At 76.1% G+C, this 18,518-nt stretch carries 20 protein-coding genes; 16 read left to right on the forward strand and 4 right to left on the reverse strand.

Going from position 1 to position 18,518, the window contains the following annotated elements:
• Positions 1-17 precede the first annotated feature (17 nt).
• From ACFV0G_RS13120 to ACFV0G_RS13145, 6 genes are all read left to right on the forward strand, one after another.
• Positions 18-812 carry an O-antigen ligase family protein gene (locus ACFV0G_RS13120; RefSeq protein WP_380545941.1) on the forward strand — a complete coding sequence of 265 codons (795 nt, stop codon included), beginning with the start codon at positions 18-20 and terminating at the stop codon, positions 810-812.
• Positions 809-2,530 (forward strand): lipid II flippase MurJ, encoded by a 1,722-nt coding sequence (locus tag ACFV0G_RS13125; RefSeq protein WP_380545943.1) that lies wholly within the window; start codon positions 809-811, stop codon positions 2,528-2,530. The genes ACFV0G_RS13120 and ACFV0G_RS13125 overlap by 4 nt, the downstream gene beginning before the upstream one ends.
• On the forward strand, positions 2,520-3,320 hold the full coding sequence (locus ACFV0G_RS13130; protein ID WP_380545946.1) for a polysaccharide deacetylase family protein: 801 nt from the start codon (positions 2,520-2,522) through the stop codon (positions 3,318-3,320). Before ACFV0G_RS13125 ends, ACFV0G_RS13130 begins: the two co-directional genes overlap by 11 nt.
• Positions 3,317-4,462 (forward strand): glycosyltransferase, encoded by a 1,146-nt coding sequence (locus tag ACFV0G_RS13135; protein WP_380545948.1) that lies wholly within the window; start codon positions 3,317-3,319, stop codon positions 4,460-4,462. The genes ACFV0G_RS13130 and ACFV0G_RS13135 overlap by 4 nt, the downstream gene beginning before the upstream one ends.
• Positions 4,463-4,534: 72 nt before the next feature.
• Positions 4,535-5,194 carry a lipopolysaccharide biosynthesis protein gene (locus tag ACFV0G_RS13140; RefSeq protein ID WP_380545950.1) on the forward strand — a complete coding sequence of 220 codons (660 nt, stop codon included), beginning with the start codon at positions 4,535-4,537 and terminating at the stop codon, positions 5,192-5,194.
• On the forward strand, positions 5,191-6,354 hold the full coding sequence (locus ACFV0G_RS13145; protein WP_380545952.1) for a GNAT family N-acetyltransferase: 1,164 nt from the start codon (positions 5,191-5,193) through the stop codon (positions 6,352-6,354). The genes ACFV0G_RS13140 and ACFV0G_RS13145 overlap by 4 nt, the downstream gene beginning before the upstream one ends.
• Here ACFV0G_RS13145 and ACFV0G_RS13150 read toward each other — a convergent pair.
• On the reverse strand, positions 6,331-7,398 hold the full coding sequence (locus ACFV0G_RS13150; RefSeq protein WP_380545954.1) for a glycoside hydrolase family 26 protein: 1,068 nt from the start codon (positions 7,396-7,398) through the stop codon (positions 6,331-6,333). The two genes, ACFV0G_RS13145 and ACFV0G_RS13150, sit on opposite strands and share 24 nt — an antisense overlap.
• Before the next feature lie 341 nt (positions 7,399-7,739).
• On the opposite strand from ACFV0G_RS13150, the gene ACFV0G_RS13155 reads away from it, so the two are divergent.
• The 9 genes from ACFV0G_RS13155 to ACFV0G_RS13195 all read left to right on the forward strand — a co-directional run bounded on the left by ACFV0G_RS13155 (position 7,740) and on the right by ACFV0G_RS13195 (position 14,531).
• Positions 7,740-8,657, forward strand: coding sequence for a hypothetical protein (locus tag ACFV0G_RS13155; protein ID WP_380545956.1), 918 nt, complete (start codon positions 7,740-7,742; stop codon positions 8,655-8,657).
• Positions 8,658-8,859: 202 nt separating this feature from the next.
• Positions 8,860-10,458 (forward strand): ABC-F family ATP-binding cassette domain-containing protein, encoded by a 1,599-nt coding sequence (locus tag ACFV0G_RS13160; RefSeq protein ID WP_380545958.1) that lies wholly within the window; start codon positions 8,860-8,862, stop codon positions 10,456-10,458.
• Positions 10,459-10,778: 320 nt separating this feature from the next.
• Complete coding sequence (locus ACFV0G_RS13165; protein ID WP_380545980.1) at positions 10,779-11,012, forward strand: helix-turn-helix domain-containing protein; 234 nt, start codon at positions 10,779-10,781, stop codon at positions 11,010-11,012.
• Positions 11,013-11,252: 240 nt separating this feature from the next.
• Positions 11,253-12,059, forward strand: a complete 807-nt coding sequence (locus ACFV0G_RS13170) for an enoyl-CoA hydratase/isomerase family protein (protein WP_380545960.1) — start codon at positions 11,253-11,255, stop codon at positions 12,057-12,059.
• A gap of 152 nt (positions 12,060-12,211) precedes the next feature.
• Entirely contained in the window at positions 12,212-12,676 is a 465-nt protein-coding gene (locus ACFV0G_RS13175; RefSeq protein WP_380545962.1) for an Asp23/Gls24 family envelope stress response protein, read from the forward strand.
• Between the two features lie 49 nt (positions 12,677-12,725).
• On the forward strand, positions 12,726-12,917 hold the full coding sequence (locus ACFV0G_RS13180; RefSeq protein ID WP_380545964.1) for a hypothetical protein: 192 nt from the start codon (positions 12,726-12,728) through the stop codon (positions 12,915-12,917).
• Positions 12,917-13,252, forward strand: coding sequence for a hypothetical protein (locus ACFV0G_RS13185; protein ID WP_380545966.1), 336 nt, complete (start codon positions 12,917-12,919; stop codon positions 13,250-13,252). The genes ACFV0G_RS13180 and ACFV0G_RS13185 overlap by 1 nt, the downstream gene beginning before the upstream one ends.
• A complete protein-coding gene (locus tag ACFV0G_RS13190) occupies positions 13,249-13,911 on the forward strand; it encodes a DUF6286 domain-containing protein (RefSeq protein WP_380545968.1) in 663 nt (220 codons plus the stop codon). Before ACFV0G_RS13185 ends, ACFV0G_RS13190 begins: the two co-directional genes overlap by 4 nt.
• Positions 13,908-14,531 (forward strand): alkaline shock response membrane anchor protein AmaP, encoded by a 624-nt coding sequence (locus ACFV0G_RS13195; protein ID WP_380545970.1) that lies wholly within the window; start codon positions 13,908-13,910, stop codon positions 14,529-14,531. The genes ACFV0G_RS13190 and ACFV0G_RS13195 overlap by 4 nt, the downstream gene beginning before the upstream one ends.
• Before the next feature lie 39 nt (positions 14,532-14,570).
• Here ACFV0G_RS13195 and ACFV0G_RS13200 read toward each other — a convergent pair whose 3' ends face one another.
• The 3 genes from ACFV0G_RS13200 to ACFV0G_RS13210 all read right to left on the reverse strand — a co-directional run bounded on the left by ACFV0G_RS13200 (position 14,571) and on the right by ACFV0G_RS13210 (position 17,262).
• On the reverse strand, positions 14,571-15,332 hold the full coding sequence (locus tag ACFV0G_RS13200; RefSeq protein ID WP_380545972.1) for an SDR family oxidoreductase: 762 nt from the start codon (positions 15,330-15,332) through the stop codon (positions 14,571-14,573).
• A gap of 98 nt (positions 15,333-15,430) precedes the next feature.
• Positions 15,431-16,231, reverse strand: coding sequence for an SURF1 family protein (locus ACFV0G_RS13205; protein ID WP_380545974.1), 801 nt, complete (start codon positions 16,229-16,231; stop codon positions 15,431-15,433).
• Between the two features lie 17 nt (positions 16,232-16,248).
• On the reverse strand, positions 16,249-17,262 hold the full coding sequence (locus ACFV0G_RS13210; protein ID WP_380545976.1) for a DEDDh family exonuclease: 1,014 nt from the start codon (positions 17,260-17,262) through the stop codon (positions 16,249-16,251).
• Between the two features lie 168 nt (positions 17,263-17,430).
• On the opposite strand from ACFV0G_RS13210, the gene ACFV0G_RS13215 reads away from it, so the two are divergent.
• Positions 17,431-18,474, forward strand: a complete 1,044-nt coding sequence (locus ACFV0G_RS13215) for a zinc-dependent alcohol dehydrogenase family protein (RefSeq protein WP_380545978.1) — start codon at positions 17,431-17,433, stop codon at positions 18,472-18,474.
• Positions 18,475-18,518 lie beyond the last annotated feature (44 nt).

An 18,518-nucleotide genomic window follows, 5' to 3' on the forward strand; every position in this document is an offset into this window, starting at 1 on the left:
TCGGGGCGCGGCACCTCATGGCTAGGTCCACGGTGGTCGCATTCGGTCTCCTCGCCGCCCTCGCCCTCGCGCGCGGCGCGCGCGGCCCGCACGGCAACCCGGCCCTGCGCCGCGGCCTCTACGCGGCCGCGGCGTTCCTCACCTTCCCGCTGGCGGTCTCCTTCAGCCGGGGCAGCTGGATCGCCACCGCGGTCGCCGCCGCCGTGCTGCTGCTGCGCAGCGACGCCCGGCTCGCCCTGCGCGGCGCCCTGGTCGCCGCGGCGGCCGGGGTGGTGCTGGTCGGCGGCCTCGGCCTCGGCTCCTCCGGCGTCGCCGAGCGGCTCGACAGCATCGGCTCCGTCCAGGCCGCGCCCGACCAGTCCGTCAGCGACCGCTACGACCTGTGGACCACCGCCACCCGGATCTGGCAGGACCACCCCGCCACCGGGGCCGGCCCCAAGGCCTTCCAGCAGCTGCGCGACGGGCACGCCCCGCTGCGGCTCTCCTCCGGCAGCGACGCCGAGGACGCCACCATCGGCTTCCAGCGCGAACCGCTGCTCTCCCCGCACAACATGTACTTCCTGGTGCTCAGCGAGCAGGGCCTGCTCGGCATCGTCGCCTACGCCGCGCTGTTCCTCGCCCTGCTGCTCGGCTGCCTGCGCCGGGCGGGCCGGCCCGGCGCCGGCCCGGCCGCCCTCGGCCTGCTGGTCTGGATCCTGGTCGACTTCCTGTACGCGGACATCGGCGGCACCACCACCGTGCTGACCTCGGTGGTGCTCGGCCTCGCCGCCCGCACCGCGTTCCCCGACCCGGCCGACGCGGAGGCCAGATGACCGGCGACCGGCCCGGCACCACGGCCCGGCCGCAGCTCCCGGCGGCGCGCCCGGCACCCGAGCGCGGCGGCCGGCACGCCCGGCGCGCGGCCCGGAGCGGCGGATTCGTCGCCCGGGCCTTCGGTGTGACCGCGGTGCTGAGCGCCGCGGGCTCCGGCCTCGGCCTGCTGCGCGACCTGTTGCTGGCCCGCTACTTCGGCGCCAACCAGGGCACGGACGCCTTCCTGGTCGCCTGGACGGTGCCCGAGACGGCCGCCCCGCTGCTGATCGAGGACGCCATGGCCTTCCTGATGGTGCCGGCCTTCAGCCTGGCCCTGGTGCTGCGCGAGGAGCGGCCGCACGGCCCCGACCCGGTCCGCCAGCTGGTCCGGGCCACCCTGCCCTGGCTGCTGCTCGCGCTCTGCACCCTCACCCTGGCCGCCGCGCTCGGCGCGGGACCGCTGGTCGGCCTGCTCGCCCCCGGCCTCGCCGACCCCGCACTGGCCGTCACCTGCACCCGGATCACCGCGCTGACCATCCTGCCGTTCGGCGTGGTCGGCTACCTCTGCTCGATGCTGCGCGCCCACCACACCTTCACCGCCCCGGCCGGCATCTACGTCGCCTACAACCTGGGCATCCTGGCCGTCCTGCTGACCGGCCACGCCGTGCTCGGCGTCGGCTCGGCGGCGGTCGGCGTCACCCTCGGCAGCCTGCTGATGGCCGGGCTGCTGCTCGGCCCGGCGGCCCGCCGGCTGCGGACCCGCGGCCGCGGCGCCCCGGCGGCCGGCGCGGCCGGCGGGCTGGTGCTGATCCCGCTGGCGATACTGCCGGTGGCCGCGTTCACGCTGACCCGCCAGGCACAGGTCTTCGTCGAGCGCTACCTCGGCTCCGGGCTCCCGCCCGGCACCATCTCGCACCTCAACTACGCGGCGAAGGTCTCCCAGCTCGCCATGACGGCGGGCATCCTGATCGTCACGGTGACCTTCCCGCTGGTCGCCCGGGCGCTGGCCGCCGGCGCCCTGCGGGCCGCCCGCGACCGGGTGGAGAAGGACCTCGGGCAGGCCGCCGCGGTCGTCCTGCTGGGCACCGCCTTCCTGATGGCCTGCGCCCCGTCCGTGGTCGCGCTGCTGTTCCAGCGCGGCGCGTTCGGACCGCACGACACCGCCGCCACCGCCGCGGTGATCCGGGTCTACTCCTTCGGGCTGCCCGCCCAGGCGCTGATCGGGGTGATGGTGCGGCCGTTCTTCTCCGTCCGCCCGGTGGTCCGCCGCGCGGACGACCCCGAGCCGGCCGGCCGCCGCCGGGCGCTGGACTGGTACCCGGTGGCCGCGATGGCCCTCGGCCTGCTGGTCACCGTCGGCGTGGGCCTGGCCGCCACCCCGCACCTCGGCGCCCTCGGCCTGGCGGCCGGCAACGCCGCCGGGATCACCACCACGGCCGTCCTGCTGCTGCGCGGCCTGCTGCTGCGGGGCATCGCACTGCGGCTGCGCCTGGTGCTCGGCGGGCAGGTCCGGCTGCTGGCCGCGGCGGTGGGGGCGGCCGGCGCCGGCGCGCTGACGGCCGCCCAGGTCGCCGCCCCGCTGGCGGCGACCCTGCTCGGCGGGACGGCGGTCGCGGTCGTCTTCGCGGTGCTCGGCACGGCGTTCGGCGCGGCCGAGGTCCGCGGACCGGTGCGCGCCGTCCTGCGGGCCGCCGGCCCGTTCCTCCCGGCTGACGAAGGGAAGTCCCATGGACGCTGAACCCGCCCGCGCCGCGGGCCTGCCGGTCCAGGCCGGTGCGCCGAGGACGGCGCCGTGGATCCTGATGTACCACTCCGTGGCGCACGAGGACGACGACCCCTACCTGCTCACCGTCAGCCCCGAGCGGTTCGCCGCCCAGATGGCCTGGCTGGCCCGCAGCGGCCGGCGCGGGGTGAGCGTCCGGGAGCTGCTGCGGGCCAGGGCCGCCGGCTGCGCCGCCCGGCTGGTCGGCCTGACCTTCGACGACGGCTACGCCGACTTCGCCCGGCACGCCGTCCCGGTCCTCCGCCGGTTCGGCTTCACCGCCACCGCGTACGTGGTGCCCGACCTGCTCGGCGGCGACAACGGCTGGGACCCGGAGGGCCCCCGCAAGCCGCTGCTCACCGTGGACGAGGTCGTCCGGCTGGCCGCCGCGGGCTGGGAGATCGGCTCGCACGGGCTCGGCCACACGGCCCTGCCCGGGCTGCGCGCGGACGAGCTCGCCGAGCAGACCCGGGGCAGCCGGCGGGCCCTGGAGGAGCTGGTCGGCGGCCCGGTCACCGGCTTCTGCTACCCCTACGGCGCGGTCGACCGGCCGGCCGCGCTGGCCGTCGAGGCGGCCGGCTACCAGTACGCCTGCGCGATCGAGCACAGCGAGCTCACCGGCCCGTTCGCGCTGCCCCGCTGCTACGTCGGAGACCGCGACGGTGCCTGGCGGCTGCGGGCCAAACAGGGCCGGCACCACTGGCGGGACGCCGTGACCGGCCTGCGCCGGCCCCCGGAGCCGTCCCCGCGGGAGGCCCTGCGATGAAGGTCCTGCACGTCGTCACCGGACTCGCCGCGGGCGGCGCGGAGCGCCAGCTCCACCTGCTGCTGCGGCACCTGCCGGAGCGTCACCGCTGCGAGGTCGCGGTGCTGACCAACCCGGGTTCGGTCGCCGCCGCGCTGCGGGCGGACGGTTTCACCGTCCACGACCTCGCGATGCGCGGCAACCGCGACCTGGCCGTGCTGCCGCGGCTGACCCGGCTGATCCGGGACGGCGGCCACCAGCTGGTGCACACCCACCTCTACCGGGCCGGGCTGTACGGGCGCCTCGCCGCCCGGCTGGCCGGGGTGCGCACGGTGGTGGCGACCGAGCACTCGCTGCACCCCGGGGTGATCGAGGGCCGGCCGGCCGGCCGCGGGGTCCGCGCGCTGTACCTGGCGGCCGAGCGGCTGGGCACCGTCACGGTCGCCGTCTCCGGCCAGGTGGCCGCCACCCTGGACGACTGGGGGGTGCCGGCCCACCGGGTCCGGCTGCTGCCGAACGGCATCGACGCCGACCGGTACCTGCTGCCCGCCGCGGTGCGGCCGTCCGTCAGGGCCTCGCTCGGCCTGCCCGGGCACGCCTTCGTGGTCGGCGCGGTGGGCCGGCTGGTGCCGGGCAAGCAGTTCGCGGTGCTGGTCGACGCCCTGGCCGAGATGTGCGGCCGCCCCGGCCCGCGCGACCCCTGGCTGCTGCTGGTCGGGGCCGGGCCGCAGCGCGAGGCACTCGCCGCGCGGGCCGCCCGGCTCGGCGTGGCCGACCGGGTCCGGTTCACCGGCGAGCGCGACGACGTGCCCGAACTCCTCGCCGCCATGGACGTCCTGGCCGCCCCGTCGGTGGAGGAGACGTTCGGCCTGACCGTCCTGGAGGGCCTGGCCGCCGGCCTGCCCGTCCGCTACACCGCCTGCCCCGCCCTGGACGGGCTCGGCCCGGGCGCCGCCCCCGGCGCCCGCCGGCTGCCCGCCGACGCCGGGGCCTACGCCCGCTCCCTGGACGACCTGCGGGCCGCCCCGCCGGGCCCCCGGCTCCCGCAGCCGCCGGCCGTCCGCCACTACGACATCGCCCGGATCGCCGAGGGGCTCGCGGAGCTCTACGACGGCCTCGACCCGGCCCCGGCCGGGCGCCGCCCGGCCCCGCTGCGGGCCTGAGGGCCCCTCACCTTCCCCACCGCGGCCCGCGGGGCCCCGCGCCGCCCGCCGCACCCAGCCAAGGAGTGACCCATGTCCGAACCCCGCCGATCCCTCGCCGCCCTGGCCGGTCGCTGGTGGCCGGTGGTGCTCGCCGTCCCGCTCGGCGCCGGCGCCGGCGCCGGGTACGCCGCCGTCACGCCCCCCTCCTACGCCGCCAGCTCCTACGTGGTGGTGGTCGCGGAGAACCCGGGGGAGGGCGCCACCGCGGTCAACTTCGCCCAGGCGTACGGGCGGCTGGCCGGCCAGCCGCAGGTGCTGGCGGCCGCCGCCGCGGGCACCGGCCGCACCGTCGCGGCGCTGGCCGACACCGTCCGCGGCACCACCTCCCCGGACGCGCCGATGATCGAGATCACCGGGACGGGCCCGCGGCCCGCCGACGCGGTCAGGTCCGCCGACGCGGTGGCCGGCTCGCTGGTCGCCTTCGCCAACCTCAGCAGCAAGGACACCGGGGTCCGGCTCGTCCCGCTGGCCAAGGCCGCCCCGCCGGACGGCCCGTCCTCGCCCTCCGCCGCCCTCGACACCGCGGTCGGTGCCGCGGCGGGCGTGCTGGTCGGCGCACTCGCGATGCTGGCCCGGCGCCGCCCGGCCGGGGCGCCGGCGGCCGCCGGGCCCGCGGCCCCCCGCCCCCGCACCGAGGCGGCCGAGTCCGCCGCGGCCCGCGCGAGGGAGTCCGCCGGGAGCACCCGGTGACGGCGCCCGTCGCGGCGGGGAGCACCGGCCCGGCCGCCGCACCGGCACGGGCCCGCTGGACGGCCGAGGTGCACCGCGAGGACGACGCCCTGGACCGGTTCGCCGCCGAGTGGGACGGCCTCGCCGCCCGCTGCCGCACCGCCACCCCGTTCCAGTACGCCGGCTGGCTGTGCTCCTGGTGGCGGCAGTACGGCCGGCCCGGCGCGCTGGTCCTGGTCCTGGTCCGCCGGGACGGCCGGCTGGCCGCGGCGGCGGCGCTGCGCCGGCGCGGCCCGTTCGGCGGCCTCACCGGACTCGGCGGCGCGCTGGCCGACTTCACCGACGTGCTGCTGGACGACGACTGCGCGGAGCGCGCCGCCGCCGAGCTCGCCGCCGCCCTGCCGCTGCGCCGCCCGTGGCACAGCCTGGAGCTGCGCGAGGTGCACCCGGAGGCGGCCGTGCACCGGGTGCTGGCCCGGCACCCCGGCCGCACCCGGGAGTTCGACGACTCGCTGTGCCAGTACCTGCCGGTGGTGCCGATGGAGGAGCTGCTGAAGCGGCTGCCCGGCAAGACCGCCCAGCGCAGCCGGGTGAAGCTGCGCCGGATCGCCGAGTCGGGCGTGGTGGTGGATTCCGCGCCGGCCGGGGAGGTGCCGGGGACGGTCGCCGACCTGCTGCGGCTGCACGTCCTGCAGTGGCAGGAGCGCGGGGTCACCCCCGAGCACCGCACCGAGCGGTTCGCCGCGCACCTGACCGAGTCGACCACCGCGATGGTGGCCGCCGGCCGGGCCGCGATGCACCGCTTCACCCTGGACGGCGAACTGCTCGCGGTGAACCTGGTGGTGCTCTGCCCGTCGTTCGGCGGCCTCTACCTCTACGGCGCCCACCCGCGGCTGCGCGAGCGCCTCGACATCGCCGGCCTGCTGTTCGGGGCGGCGCTGGACGAGGTGCGGGCTGCGGGGATCCCGGTGCTCAGCCTGCTGCGCGGGCAGGAGCCGTACAAGCAGCGGTGGCGCCCCGACGCACTGCGCAACCGGCGCCTGGTGGCCGGCCCGGCCGGGCCCGCCCCCGCGGCGGCGCTGCGCTCGCTCGCCGTCGCGGCCCGGCAGGCGGCCGTCCGGCTGCTGGACGCGCGGCTGCCGAAGGTGAAGGAGGCGCTAGCGGCCCGCCGCAGGCGGTGAGGCCGCGCCGCCGGGGGCGCCCTTGGAGCCGCCCATCAGCCGCTTGAACACCTCGGCCGAGCGCGGGTTGCGGTCGCAGCCCCAGAAGCCGTGCGGGCAGTAGTCGGTGACGGTCTGGTAGGCGGTGTCGTGGGTGCGGATCCACTCGATCATCCGCCGCACGTACTCCGGGTCGTCGCCGTTGCGGAACAGCCCCCACTCCGGGTACGAGACGGGCTTGCCGCGCCGGGCGGCGAACTCGACCTGGTCCTGGAGCCCGTACGGCTCGGCGACCATGTCGTCGAAGGTCGCCCCGGCGGGCATGTCGTAGGCGTCCATGCCGATGATGTCGACCACGTCGTCGCCCGGGTAGCAGCGCGTCCACGGCACGGCGTCCAGCCCGCGGGTGGGGGCGAAGTCGAAGCGGAAGCGCTGGCCCGGCACCGCGCGCATCACGGTGACGATCCGCCGCCAGTACGCCTTCCACGCCGCCGGGTCGGGCCGGCAGCGGGAGGTGTACGTGGTGCCGTTCATCTCCCAGCCGAGGGTGAGCACGGTGTCGGCGCCGCCGAACGCGACCAGCTTGCGGGCGAGCCGGCGGAAGTGCTGGTCGAACTCGCCGCGGTTGCCGCGGGCGAGCAGCGCCGCGACCTCGGAGTCCGGCTGCCCGCCCTCGTTGGGCACCAGCATCGGCACGCCGAGGACGAGGGTGCGGCTGCGGTCGGCGAGCCGCCACTGGGACCAGAGCCCGAGCACCTGGTTGTCGCCCTCGACGTCGGCCCAGCCGTTGCCGGCGAGGTAGGTGTGGCCGACCTGGATGTCGGCGTCGCCCAGCCACGCGGACAGCCGCTGGATCTGCGGGATGTAGCTGTCCCAGGAGCCGACGAAGGCGCCGAACGGCACCTCGTGCGGCGGCCGCAGGACGGGCGGCCGGGTGTGCGCGTCGTCGGCGGATGACCCGTCCCACCGCCCGGGCCCGCCGGACGGCGTCCCGGGCGGCAGGCTCGCCGTGGTCACCAGCAGCAGCAGTGCGGCCGCGGCCAGCGCGAGACGGCCGATTCGCATGGGGGGCTCCTGGGCGCGCGGTGCGGGGTCGGTGACCGAACAGTAAGGCCGCCGGGCGCCGGAAAAGCCCCATATCACCCGAACGTGGCGGTTCGTACTCATGACCACCCGCCGCCGTGCGCCGACCGGCGGACGGCCGGATCCCCGTCCGGCCGCCGGACTGCATCCTGTATCACCTCTGTAACAGTCCGTCCTGCCGCCGCCGTACCGCACCGGCCGCCCCCGGCCGGTCGACGCGGCTGGTCGCAGCGCCGCGCCGCACCGCCGGAGTGACCCCCGTCACCGCCCGGGTGCGGCATATTCCTGCTGACGGACAACCGTGCGACGGGTACGCTCCGCCCGTGTCCTGGAAGCCGCTGCGAAGCCTGACCCGCCGATCCGCGCTCCCCGCACTGGCCGTCGGGCTGGTCCTCGGGGCAGGCGCTGCCGCCCACGCGAACCGGCCCGTGCCGTTCGGCGACCGCGTCGCCGAGCCCGGCATCGCCGACGCCAGCCCGGTCGGCGCGCAGTCGCTGGACACCGGGGCGCTGGAGCTCCGGGTCGGCCCCGGCCTGGAGGCGTACGACCGGGCCACCGGCGAGCACCTGTGGTCCTACCGCCGCGAGGACGCCACCGCCCTGCACCTGGCCATGGCCGGCGACAGCGCGGTGGTGGTCTGGGACGACGGGCTGGTCACCTCGGTGCGGCCCAGCGACCACCAGGTGCGCTGGCACCGGGCGGTGCCGGGCCTGGCCGACTGGCTGCGGGCCGACGGCGAGCCCGGCGCGTCCGACCGCACCGACGAGGAGAAGCGCGCGACCGAGGTGAAGCGGGCCGCCGCCGCGCTGCAGACCGCCGTCTCGGAGGAGCCCTGGGTGGCGGTGGTCACCCCGACCCTGACCATGGGCTTCCGCGACCGCGACGGCGACCTGCGGTTCAACTCGCGCCCCGCGGCGGGCTGCAGCTACGACCCGCTGCGCGCGGTGCACACCGACGACGCGGTGCTGGTGCCGCGCAGCTGCACCGGTCCGGGCACCGGCGCGCACACCCCGCCCGGCGGGGTCAGCGGCTTCCGGCTGAGCGGCCGCGGCTTCCAGCTGGCGGCCGGCCCCGAGGTGCAGCTGCAGCGCCTGGACGGCCACCGGGTCACCGTCGAGGACGGCCCGATCGTCGGCAGCCGGGTGGTCGACACCCGCCGCGGCGCCGCGGAGACCGGCTGCGCCAGCCCGCAGCTGCCGTTCGCGGCGGTCCCGCCGCCCGAGGGCTGCCCGGCGCCCTGAGGGGCCGCGGCGGCCCCGCGGCCGCGCGGTACGCGGGCCGGTGCACCCCCGGGGCATCCTCCGGGGGCCCGGTAGACTGGGGCGCATGGCTGTGTTCCCTGCGCATTAGGCCCCGGCCGGCGGGCTCTCCCGGGCCCGCACCCGCCGCCTCCGTCCCCGCTCGGCCGCCGTGCCACGCCCCCGTCCTTGGAGTGACCCAGCCATGATTTCCGCGAACGCCCTGGAGCTGCGCGCCGGCGCCCGCGTCCTCATCGAGTCCGCCTCCTTCCGGATCGCCCCCGGCGACCGGATCGGCCTGGTCGGCCGCAACGGCGCCGGCAAGACCACGCTGACCAAGGTGCTGGCCGGCGAGGGCCTGCCGGCCGGCGGCACGGTCACCAACAGCGGCGAGGTCGGCTACCTCCCGCAGGACCCGCGCACCGGCGACCTCGACGTCCTCGCCAAGGACCGCATCCTCTCCGCCCGCGGCCTCGACACCGTGCTGAAGAAGATGCGCGAGAACGAGGAGCGGATGGCCAACGGCAAGGGCGCCACCCGCGACAACGCGATGAAGAAGTACGCCCGGCTGGAGACCGAGTTCCTCACCAAGGGCGGCTACGCCGCCGAGGCGGAGGCCGCCACCATCGCGGCCGCGCTCGGTCTGCCGGACCGCATCCTCGACCAGCCGCTGCACACCCTCTCCGGCGGCCAGCGCCGCCGGGTCGAGCTCGCCCGGATCCTCTTCTCGGACGCCGACATCCTGCTGCTCGACGAGCCGACCAACCACCTCGACGCCGACTCGATCGCCTGGCTCCGGGATTTCCTGAAGACCTACAAGGGCGGTTTCATCGTCATCTCGCACGATGTCGACCTGGTCGAGACGGTCGTGAACAAGGTTTTCTACCTGGACGCGAACCGCTCCTGCATCGACATCTACAACATGGGCTGGAAGCAGTACCAGCAGCAGCGCGAGGACGACGAGAAGCGCCGCAAGCGCGAGCGGGCGAACGCCGAGAAGAAGGCCGCGACGCTGAACGCGCAGGCCGACAAGATGCGGGCCAAGGCGACCAAGACGGTGGCCGCGCAGAACATGGCCCGCCGCGCCGAGAAGCTGCTTTCCGGCCTCGAGCAGGCGCGCGTCTCGGACAAGGTGGCGAAGCTGCGCTTCCCCGATCCGGCCCCGTGCGGCAAGACCCCGATGACCGCCGCCGGCCTGTCGAAGTCGTACGGCTCGCTGGAGATCTTCACCGACGTCGACCTGGCGATCGACCGGGGTTCCAAGGTCGTCGTCCTCGGCCTCAACGGCGCCGGCAAGACCACGCTGCTGCGGATGCTCGCCGGGGTCGAGCAGCCGGACACCGGCGAGGTGATCCCGGGCCACGGCCTCAAGATCGGCTACTACGCCCAGGAGCACGAGACCCTCGACGCGGACCGCAGCGTGCTGGAGAACATGCGCTCCGCGGCGCCCGACACCGATCTGGTGCAGATCCGGAAGATCCTGGGCTCGTTCCTCTTCTCCGGCGACGACGTGGACAAGCCGGCCGGGGTGCTGTCCGGCGGCGAGAAGACCCGGTTGGCCCTGGCCACCCTGGTGGTCTCCAGCGCCAACGTGCTGCTGCTCGACGAGCCCACCAACAACCTGGACCCGGCGAGCCGCGAGGAGATCCTCGGCGCGCTGCGCTCCTTCACCGGCGCGGTCGTGCTGGTCACCCACGACGAGGGCGCGGTCGACGCGCTGCAGCCGGAGCGGATCATTCTGCTGCCGGACGGCGTGGAGGATCTGTGGAGCCCCGCCTATGCGGATCTGGTCTCGCTGGCCTGACCGGCGAGTAGACGCCGCATCAGCTCTCCACCGTAGATAAACCGGTCTTCCGGACGGCCCCGGGAATGGGCTCGTCCGGCAATTGGCAGGGTACGGCCCCGTCGCACTTTTGCGGCGGGGCCGTCCGTTCTGATCAGCTCATTCTCCGGTTTTTCGGAGGCCTTCGGGGGCGCGTGCACCGAGGGTGAGCGCCCTTGTGCACCGCGGACACCACCGGCAGACTGCGCTTTCCCCGGATCGACCTTGTCGAATGGGTGGCCAGGAGACCGGCGATGGGTGATCATGGGAATCTGACCGAGCACAGCTACGAGGAGGCACGGGTGGCCGAGACTCTGAAAAAGGGCAGCCGGGTGACAGGTGCCGCGCGTGAGAAGCTCGCGGCCGATCTCAAGAAGAAGTACGACTCCGGGGCGAGCATTCGCGCGCTTGCGGAGGAGACGGGTCGCTCCTACGGCTTCGTGCACCGCATGCTCAGCGAGTCCGGAGTGAACCTCCGGGGACGCGGCGGTGCCACACGCGGCAAGAGCAAGGCGGCTGCTGCAGCGGGTTCCTGACGACTCATCGGATCGGTCGGCGGTTCGGCCCCGGAGCGGCCCCGCCGGGTCGCGCGGGGCGGACGCCCGCGGCGCGCGACGCGCGGCCGACACCGCTCCGGACGGGACGGCGGCCGGGTCATCCGGGCCGCCGTTCGCCGTGTCCGGGGTGTGCCCGGGTCGTCGCGCCCGGCTCTGGCCGCCCGGCCCCGGCTTTGTTACTCTCCAGTAGCTCTACTGTCCGCTGCCGGAGGTACCCCCATGACCACTCCCGTCGTCGACACCGACCCACAGCAGTGGGAGGAGCACGGCGTCCGCCTCGAGGTGGAGGGCGAACTGGCGCTGGTGACTCTCTGTCACCCCGAGCGCCGCAACGCCCAGACCCCGGCGATGTGGCGGGCGCTCGCCGCGGTCGGGCGCAGCCTGCCCGGCACCGTCCGGGTGGTGGTGCTCCGCGCCGAGGGCCTCTCCTTCTCGGCCGGCCTGGACCGCCGGATGTTCTCCCCCGAGGGCATCCCCGGTGAGCACAACTTCCTGAAGCTGGCCTCGGGCACCGAGGCCGAGACGGACGCCGCGATCGCGGAGTACCAGGAGGCGTTCACCTGGTGGCGCCGCAGTGACGTGGTCACCATCGCGGCGGTCCAGGGCCACGCGGTCGGCGCCGGCTTCCAGCTGGCGCTCGGCTGCGACCTGCGGGTGGTCGCGGACGGCGTGCAGTTCTCCATGAAGGAGACCTCGCTGGGCCTCGTCCCCGACCTCGGCGGCACCAAGCCGCTCACCGACCTCGTCGGCTACGCCCGGGCGCTGGAGATCTGCGCCACCGGCCGCTGGGTCGGTGCGGAGGAGTCGGTGGCGATCGGCCTGGCCAACGTGGCCGTCCCGGCCGCCGAGCTCGACGGCGCCGCCCGCGACCTCGCCGCGGCGCTGCTGGCCGCGCCGCGCAACGCGGTGATCGAGACCAAGGCGCTGCTGCAGGGCGCCGGCGGCCGCTCGTACGACGAGCAGCGCGCCGCCGAGCGCGCCGCGCAGACCCGCCGGATGCGCGACCTCGCGGGCCTCGGCGACTGACCCCGCAACCCCGCCCACCAGGGCCCGGACCGCTTCCGCGCGGTCCGGGCCCCGCTGCGTTCGGGCCCCGGCCCGGCGCGCGGATTTCGTGGCGAAATGTCAGAGTTGGGGTGATTTGCGATATAGCTGGAGAGACCACAGGAGACCCCGCCATGCCGCAGACCCCGACTCCCGCAGACCTGCAGAAGCCCACCGGCACCGAGCCCGACGGTGCGCCCGCCGAGCGCGGCCGCACGGCACTCGCCGTCGGCGTCGTCGAGAAGATCGCCGGAATGGCGGCGCGCGAGGTCTCCGGCATCCACGCGCTCGGCTCCGGCTTCACCCGCACCTTCGGCGCCATGCGCGACCGGGTGCCCGGCTCCAAGTCGGGCGTCGGCCGCGGCATCAAGGCGGAGGTCGGCGAGCGGCAGACCGCCATCGACATCGCCCTGGTGGTCGAGTACGGGGTGGTCATCCCCAAGCTCGCCTCCGACGTCCGGGAGAACATCATCGTCGCCGTCGAGCGGATGACCGGCCTCGAAGTGGTCGAGGTGAACATCTCGGTCAACGACGTCCACCTGCCGGACGAGCCCGACGAGGACGAGGAGGCGGAGGCCTCCGGCCGACGCGTCCAGTAGCACCCGCGGTACCGGCGGGACCGGTGCCACCGCACACGAGGAGGAGCGGATGAACCTGGCCCTGGTCGGGCTGCTGGCCGGTATGGCCCTGGGCTTCGCCGGCTACTTCGGCGGCTTCGCCGCCTTCCTGCTGGTCGCGGTGCTGGGCGCGGTGGGCTTCGTGCTCGGCCGGCTGCTGGAGGGCGACATCGACCTCGGCGACCTGGGCGATCTGCTCCGGGGCCGGGACCGGCGGCGCTGATGGCCGCCGCCGCGGCCGCACCGGCCGCCCGCGGCAGGCTGCGGATCGCCGACCGGGTGTACGCACGGCTGGCCGAACAGGCCGTCCGGCAGGCGCTGGCCGACGAGTGGGCGCGCCGTTCCACGACCGCCGCCCCGCCCCGGGCGTCCGTCCTCGTGGTCGGCGGCAACGCCCGGATCACCCTGCACCTGGAGCTGCCCTACCCGGCCGACCTCGCGGAGCTCTCCCGGATCGCCCGCGATGCGGTCGCCGACCACGTCTCCGCGCTGACCGGCACCCCGGTGCTCTCCGTCGCCGTCCTGGTCGAGCGGCTCGTCCCGGCGGTCGCCTCGTGACCGGGCCGGAGGCGGAGCCTGAGCCGCAGCCGGAGCCGCCCGGGCACCTGCCGGTGGAGCCGGTCGAGGAGCCGGCCGAGGAGCCGCCGGTCAAGGTGCGCCGCCCGCGGGCGGTGCGCACCGTGCTCACCGCCGCCGTGGTCAGCTGCGTGGTGGTGGCGGCCGGGGCGGTGCTGTACGACGCGGTGGCCGTCCGGACGGGGCACGCCACCCGTGCGTGGCGGGCGAGCCTGGAGGACGAGCTCGCCACCCGCACCCTGGACGACACCTGGGTACTGGTCGGCGCCGGAGTGGCCGTCGTCCTCGGCTTCGTGCTCTGCTGGGCGGCGTTCGCCCCCGGGCTGCGGCGGTGGCTGCCGCTGCGCCGGCCCGGCGCGGTGGTGCACCGCACCGCGATCGCCGCACTGATCGCGGCCCGGGCCGCCGACCTGGTCGGCGTGGAGCGCTGCACCGTCAAGGTGCGCAGGCACCGGACGAGGGCCGTCGTCACCGGCCCCGCCGACCCGGCCGAGGTGCAGCGGGAGCTGCGCGCCGAACTCGCCCGGGTGGCGCTCGCCGGGCCGCACCGGCTCGACGTCCGGCACCGGGCCGGCCGGCCCGAGCACCCCCACGACCGCCGGCACGGGCACCGCCGGCTCGCCCAGGAGGCCCCTCGATGAGCAGGTCCGCGGTGAACCGGACGATCCTCGCCGTGGTCGGCCTCACCGTGCTGGTGACCGGGGTGCTGGCGCTCGCCGGCGGGCTGGACCTGTACGGCCGGCTCGGCGTCACCACCCCGGTGGGCTGGCCGTTCTCCTCGCCGCACCAGCGGGTGCTCAGCGACGGCGCCCGCAACCACTGGTCGTCCATGGACTGGTGGTGGCCGGTGGTGCTCGCGGTGCCCGCGGTGCTGATCGCCGGCGGACTGTGGTGGATCTACGCCCAGCTGCACCGCACCGGGCCGACCATGGTCGAGGTGCCCGTCCCCGACGGGACGGGCGTGGCGCTGCGGCTGCGCAGCAAGGCCCTGGAGGACGCCATCGAGACCGAGGCCGTCGCGCTGCCGGACGTCGAGCGGGTGACCGCCAAGGTCGGCGGCGGACGCCGGCTGACGGTGCGCACCGCGGTACGGCTCGGGCCGGGCGGCGGGGTGGGCGAGGCGGTCGCCGCGCTGGACGCCGGACCGTTCACCCATGCGCGCAGCAGCCTCGGACTGACCGAACTGCCCGCCGAGGTGCGGCTCAAGGTGGCCGAGCGGCGGCGGCAGCGCCGGTCGGCGCGGCCGCCGGGGGTGGGCTGACCGCCACCCGCGGCCGGCCCGCCGGCCGGTGACGCGGCGTCAGAGCCCGCGCAGTGCGCCGCCGTCCACCGGCACCATGACGCCGGTGAGGTACGAGGCCGCGGGCGACAGCAGGAAGGCCGCGACCCGGCCGAACTCCTCCGGGGTGCCGTACCGGCGCAGCGGGATGGCCTCGCTCATCCGGGCCCGGGCGGCCTCGGCGTCGCCGCTCAGCGCGTCCAGCTCGCGCACCCGGTCGGTGTCGATCCGGGCGGGCAGCAGGCCGACCACCCGGATCCCGCGCGGGCCGAGCTCGTCGGCGAGCGACTTGGCGGCCATCGCCAGGCCGGGGCGCAGGCCGTTGGAGACGCCGAGCCCGCCGATCGGCTCGCGGACGGAGGCGGACAGCACGAAGCCGATCACACCGCCGTCGCCGAGGACCTCGGCGGCCGCGCGGGCGATCCGCAGCGCACCGAGGAAGACCGACTCGAAGGCCGTCCGCCAGACCTCGTCGGCCACCGAGGCGACCGGGCCCGCGGCCGGGCCGCCGACGCTGACCAGCACGCCGTCGAGGCGGCCGAACCGCTCCCGGGCCGCCGCGACCAGCCGGGCCGCGGTGTCCGGGGCGGCGTTGTCCGCGACCACACCATGGGCCTGCCCTGCGCCGCCGAGCGCCCGTACGGCCGCCGCCACCGACTCCTCGGTGCGACCGCTCACCACCACCTGCGCACCCTCGTCGACCAGGGCGCGGGCGGAGGCGAGGCCGAGCCCGCGGGTGGCGCCGGTGACGACGTACACCTTCTGCTGAAGTCCGAGATCCATGGGGCCATCCTGCCCGGTGGCGGCCGGCGCGGCGGGAGCGGGGCTGCGGTGCGCGCCGGGCGTCCGGTCGCCCGGGGCGGCCCGGTGCGCGGCTGCGCTCAGGCGTCGACGAGCGCGGCGTCCTGCCCGGCGCCGGCCTTCCGCTCCGCCGCGAGCTCCTTGGCCTCCCGGCGGGCCAGCACCACCAGGCCGACCGGCACCAGCGCGGTGAACAGCCACCACTGCACCGCGTACGCCATGTGCGGGCCGATGTCGGAGTGGTCCGGCTCGGGCAGCAGTTCCGGGGTGGCGCCGGCCGCCGGCACCGAGGAGACCAGCTCCAGGTAGCCGCCGAGCAGCACGGCGCCGGTGGCCTTCGCCTGCTGGGCGGTGTTGATCAGCTTGAACTGGCGGTCGGGCAGGCCGCCGCGGTCCCGGATGCCGCTGCTCGCGGTGGTCTCGTCGGCGCGCAGCCGGCCGGTCACCGTCACCTGCCCGGCCGGCGGTGCGGGCACCGCGGGGTAGCTGGTGGCGTCCGTGCCGGACTCCACCCAGCCCCGATTGACCAGCACCTCGCCCCGGCCGTCGGCGAGGCGCAGCGGGGTGATCACGAAGTAGCCGATGCTGCTGCCGCCGGGCTCGGTCCGCCCGCGGATCACGAACTCGTGCGCGGGGTCGTAGCTGCCGGTCGCGGTCACCGTCTTCCAGGTCTGCCCGGTGGGCACCGACCAGCCGGGCGAGGACAGCGAGTCGAAGGCGACCGGGGCCGCGGTGAGGTTGCGGCCGATCAGCTCGTTGCGGGCGACCCGGGCCTCGTGGCGGTGCAGCTGCCAGAACCCGAGCCGGATCATGGCGGGGATCAGCAGCAGCGCGACGAGGGTGATGACCGCCCAGCGCCGGGAGAGCAGAAATCGGTACACACCCGGCACGCTACGCCCTACTCACCCGCGGGCCGGACACCGGGGTGGGGTGCGACGTCCCGCAGCAGCTGGAGGAAGGCGTCCTCGCCGACCACCGGGGTGCCGTGCTCCCGGGCCTTGCGGGCCTTGCCGCTCCAGCTGTCCGCCTCGTTGGCGACCAGCAGGCTGGTGAGCCGGCTCACGGAGCTCGCGATGTGCAGCCCGGCCTCGGTGGCCCGGTCCTCCAGCACCTCGCGCTCGGTCGCGGTGTCCCCGGTGATCGCCACCCGCATGCCCTGCACCAGCGGGGTGCCGTCGCGCCACCGCCCCGGGTTCGGGTACGGGCAGGGCGGCCGCTTGCGGCTCGGCCGGTACGAGGTGGACCAGGAGCCGCGGGCCGGGGCGGGGGAGTCGTCGCCGAAGTCGGTCACCGCCACGCAGCTGGTCAGCGGCAGCGGCAGGCCGACCTGCCGGGCCAGCTGCAGGCTCGGCCGGAACGCCTCCGCGAGCACCCGGGCGTCGTCCAGCGCGTTGTGGGCCTGGCGCTGGTGCACCCCGAAGTGCGCGGCCAGCGAGGAGAGCTTGCCGTTGGGCAGCGGCAGGGCGAGGTCGCGGGCGAGCACCATGGTGCACAGCCGCTGCTCGACGGGGGCCCGCAGCCCGGCCCGGGAGTACTCCCGGGAGATCATGTTCCAGTCGAACAGGGCGTTGTGCGCCACCATCACCCGGCCGCTGAGCCGCTCGGAGAGCTCTCCGGCGATCTCCGGGAACGTCGGTGCGTCGGCCAGCATCGCGCCGGTCAGCCCGTGGATCCAGACCGGGCCCGGGTCCCGCTCCGGGTTGACCAGGGTGTACCAGTGGCCGGTGATCTCGCCCTGGGCGTCCAGCTGGTACACGCCGGCCGAGACGACCCGGTCGGACCGGCCGAGCCCGGTGGTCTCGACGTCGACGACGGCGAAGCCGGGGCCGGCATCGGGGTCGGCGGCCGGCCGCGGCGCCGGGAACGGCGCGGCCGAGGTCAGGCCGTCCCACGGTGACTGGATCGCATGCATGGTGCACCACTCTAAGGCCGCCCGGCCGCCGGTTCGGCCGGATCGCCCGCGCGAGCCGCCCCGGGCGGGGCCGGAATAGAGTGGTCGTCGGAGTGTTCGTACCACCGTGCGACCCTCCCCGGGTCGTCCGCACCCCGACGACCGACACCCTCCCGCTAAGGAACCCCCATGCGCGCCACCGTGATCCACGGCCCCAACGACATCCGGATCGAGGAGGTGCCCGACCCGGTGGTCCGGCACCCCACCGACGCGGTGGTCCGGGTGGTGAACGCCTGCATCTGCGGCAGCGACCTGTGGGCGTACCGCGGCGTGGCCGCCCGGACGGCCGGCCAGCGGATCGGCCACGAGTTCCTGGGCATCGTCGAGGCGGTCGGCTCCGAGGTGCGGGACTTCCGCCCCGGCGACTTCGTGGTCGCCCCGTTCGTCTGGTCCGACGGCACCTGCGACTTCTGCCGTGAGGGACTGCACACCTCCTGCCCCGAGGGCGGCTTCTGGGGCGAGGTCGGCTCCGACGGCGGCCAGGGCGAGGCGGTCCGGGTGCCGTTCGCCGACGGCACCCTGGTGCAGCTGCCCAAGGAGACCGCCGGCGAGGAGAAGCTGCTGCCCGGCCTGCTGGCGCTGTCCGACGTGATGAGCACCGGCCACCACGCGGCCGTGACGGCCGGGGTCCGCCCGGGCGCCACCGTCGCGGTGGTCGGCGACGGCGCGGTCGGCCTGTGCGGCGTGCTGGCCGCCCAGCGGCTCGGCGCGGGCCGGATCATCGCGCTCGGCCGGCACGAGGCGCGCACCGCGATCGCCCGCTCGTTCGGCGCCACCGACGTGGTCGCCGAGCGCGGCGACGCCGCGATCGCGGCGGTCAAGGAGCTGACCGGCGGTCAGGGCGCGCACGCCGTGCTGGAGGCCGTCGGCACCGAGGAGTCCATGCGCACCGCCATCTCGATCGCCCGCGACGGCGGCGCGGTCGGCTACGTCGGCGTGCCGCACGGCGGCAGCGCCGGCGTCGACATCGGCCAGATGTTCGGCCGCAACGTCTCGCTGCGCGGCGGCGTCGCCCCGGCCCGCGCCTACATCCCGGAGCTGCTGCCCGACGTGCTCTCCGGCGCCATCGACCCGGGCCTGGTCTTCGACAGCACGGTCGGCCTCGACGGCGTGCCGGAGGGCTACCGTGCGATGGACAACCGCACGGCGCTGAAGGTGCGGATCGCGCTGTAGTCCTGCCCGACCCCGCGTCAACGGCGGGGCGGCACCGCCACGGG

Origin of the sequence: Kitasatospora sp. NPDC059571 (genome assembly GCF_042735675.1) — a bacterium.
Lineage (GTDB): Bacteria > Actinomycetota > Actinomycetes > Streptomycetales > Streptomycetaceae > Kitasatospora.

Bases quoted from the DNA above. Each gene is read 5' to 3' on its own strand.
- ACFV0G_RS13160 (WP_380545958.1), top strand. From the start codon at position 8,860: ATGATTTCCGCGAACGCCCTGGAGCTGCGCGCCGGCGCCCGCGTCCTC.
- ACFV0G_RS13150 (WP_380545954.1), bottom strand. From the start codon at position 7,398: ATGCGAATCGGCCGTCTCGCGCTGGCCGCGGCCGCACTGCTGCTGCTG.
- ACFV0G_RS13210 (WP_380545976.1), bottom strand. From the start codon at position 17,262: ATGCATGCGATCCAGTCACCGTGGGACGGCCTGACCTCGGCCGCGCCG.
- ACFV0G_RS13120 (WP_380545941.1), top strand. From the start codon at position 18: ATGGCTAGGTCCACGGTGGTCGCATTCGGTCTCCTCGCCGCCCTCGCC.
- ACFV0G_RS13180 (WP_380545964.1), top strand. From the start codon at position 12,726: ATGAACCTGGCCCTGGTCGGGCTGCTGGCCGGTATGGCCCTGGGCTTC.
- ACFV0G_RS13215 (WP_380545978.1), top strand. From the start codon at position 17,431: ATGCGCGCCACCGTGATCCACGGCCCCAACGACATCCGGATCGAGGAG.
- ACFV0G_RS13200 (WP_380545972.1), bottom strand. From the start codon at position 15,332: ATGGATCTCGGACTTCAGCAGAAGGTGTACGTCGTCACCGGCGCCACC.
- ACFV0G_RS13195 (WP_380545970.1), top strand. From the start codon at position 13,908: ATGAGCAGGTCCGCGGTGAACCGGACGATCCTCGCCGTGGTCGGCCTC.
- ACFV0G_RS13185 (WP_380545966.1), top strand. From the start codon at position 12,917: ATGGCCGCCGCCGCGGCCGCACCGGCCGCCCGCGGCAGGCTGCGGATC.
- ACFV0G_RS13125 (WP_380545943.1), top strand. From the start codon at position 809: ATGACCGGCGACCGGCCCGGCACCACGGCCCGGCCGCAGCTCCCGGCG.
- ACFV0G_RS13170 (WP_380545960.1), top strand. From the start codon at position 11,253: ATGACCACTCCCGTCGTCGACACCGACCCACAGCAGTGGGAGGAGCAC.
- ACFV0G_RS13175 (WP_380545962.1), top strand. From the start codon at position 12,212: ATGCCGCAGACCCCGACTCCCGCAGACCTGCAGAAGCCCACCGGCACC.
- ACFV0G_RS13135 (WP_380545948.1), top strand. From the start codon at position 3,317: ATGAAGGTCCTGCACGTCGTCACCGGACTCGCCGCGGGCGGCGCGGAG.
- ACFV0G_RS13140 (WP_380545950.1), top strand. From the start codon at position 4,535: ATGTCCGAACCCCGCCGATCCCTCGCCGCCCTGGCCGGTCGCTGGTGG.
- ACFV0G_RS13130 (WP_380545946.1), top strand. From the start codon at position 2,520: ATGGACGCTGAACCCGCCCGCGCCGCGGGCCTGCCGGTCCAGGCCGGT.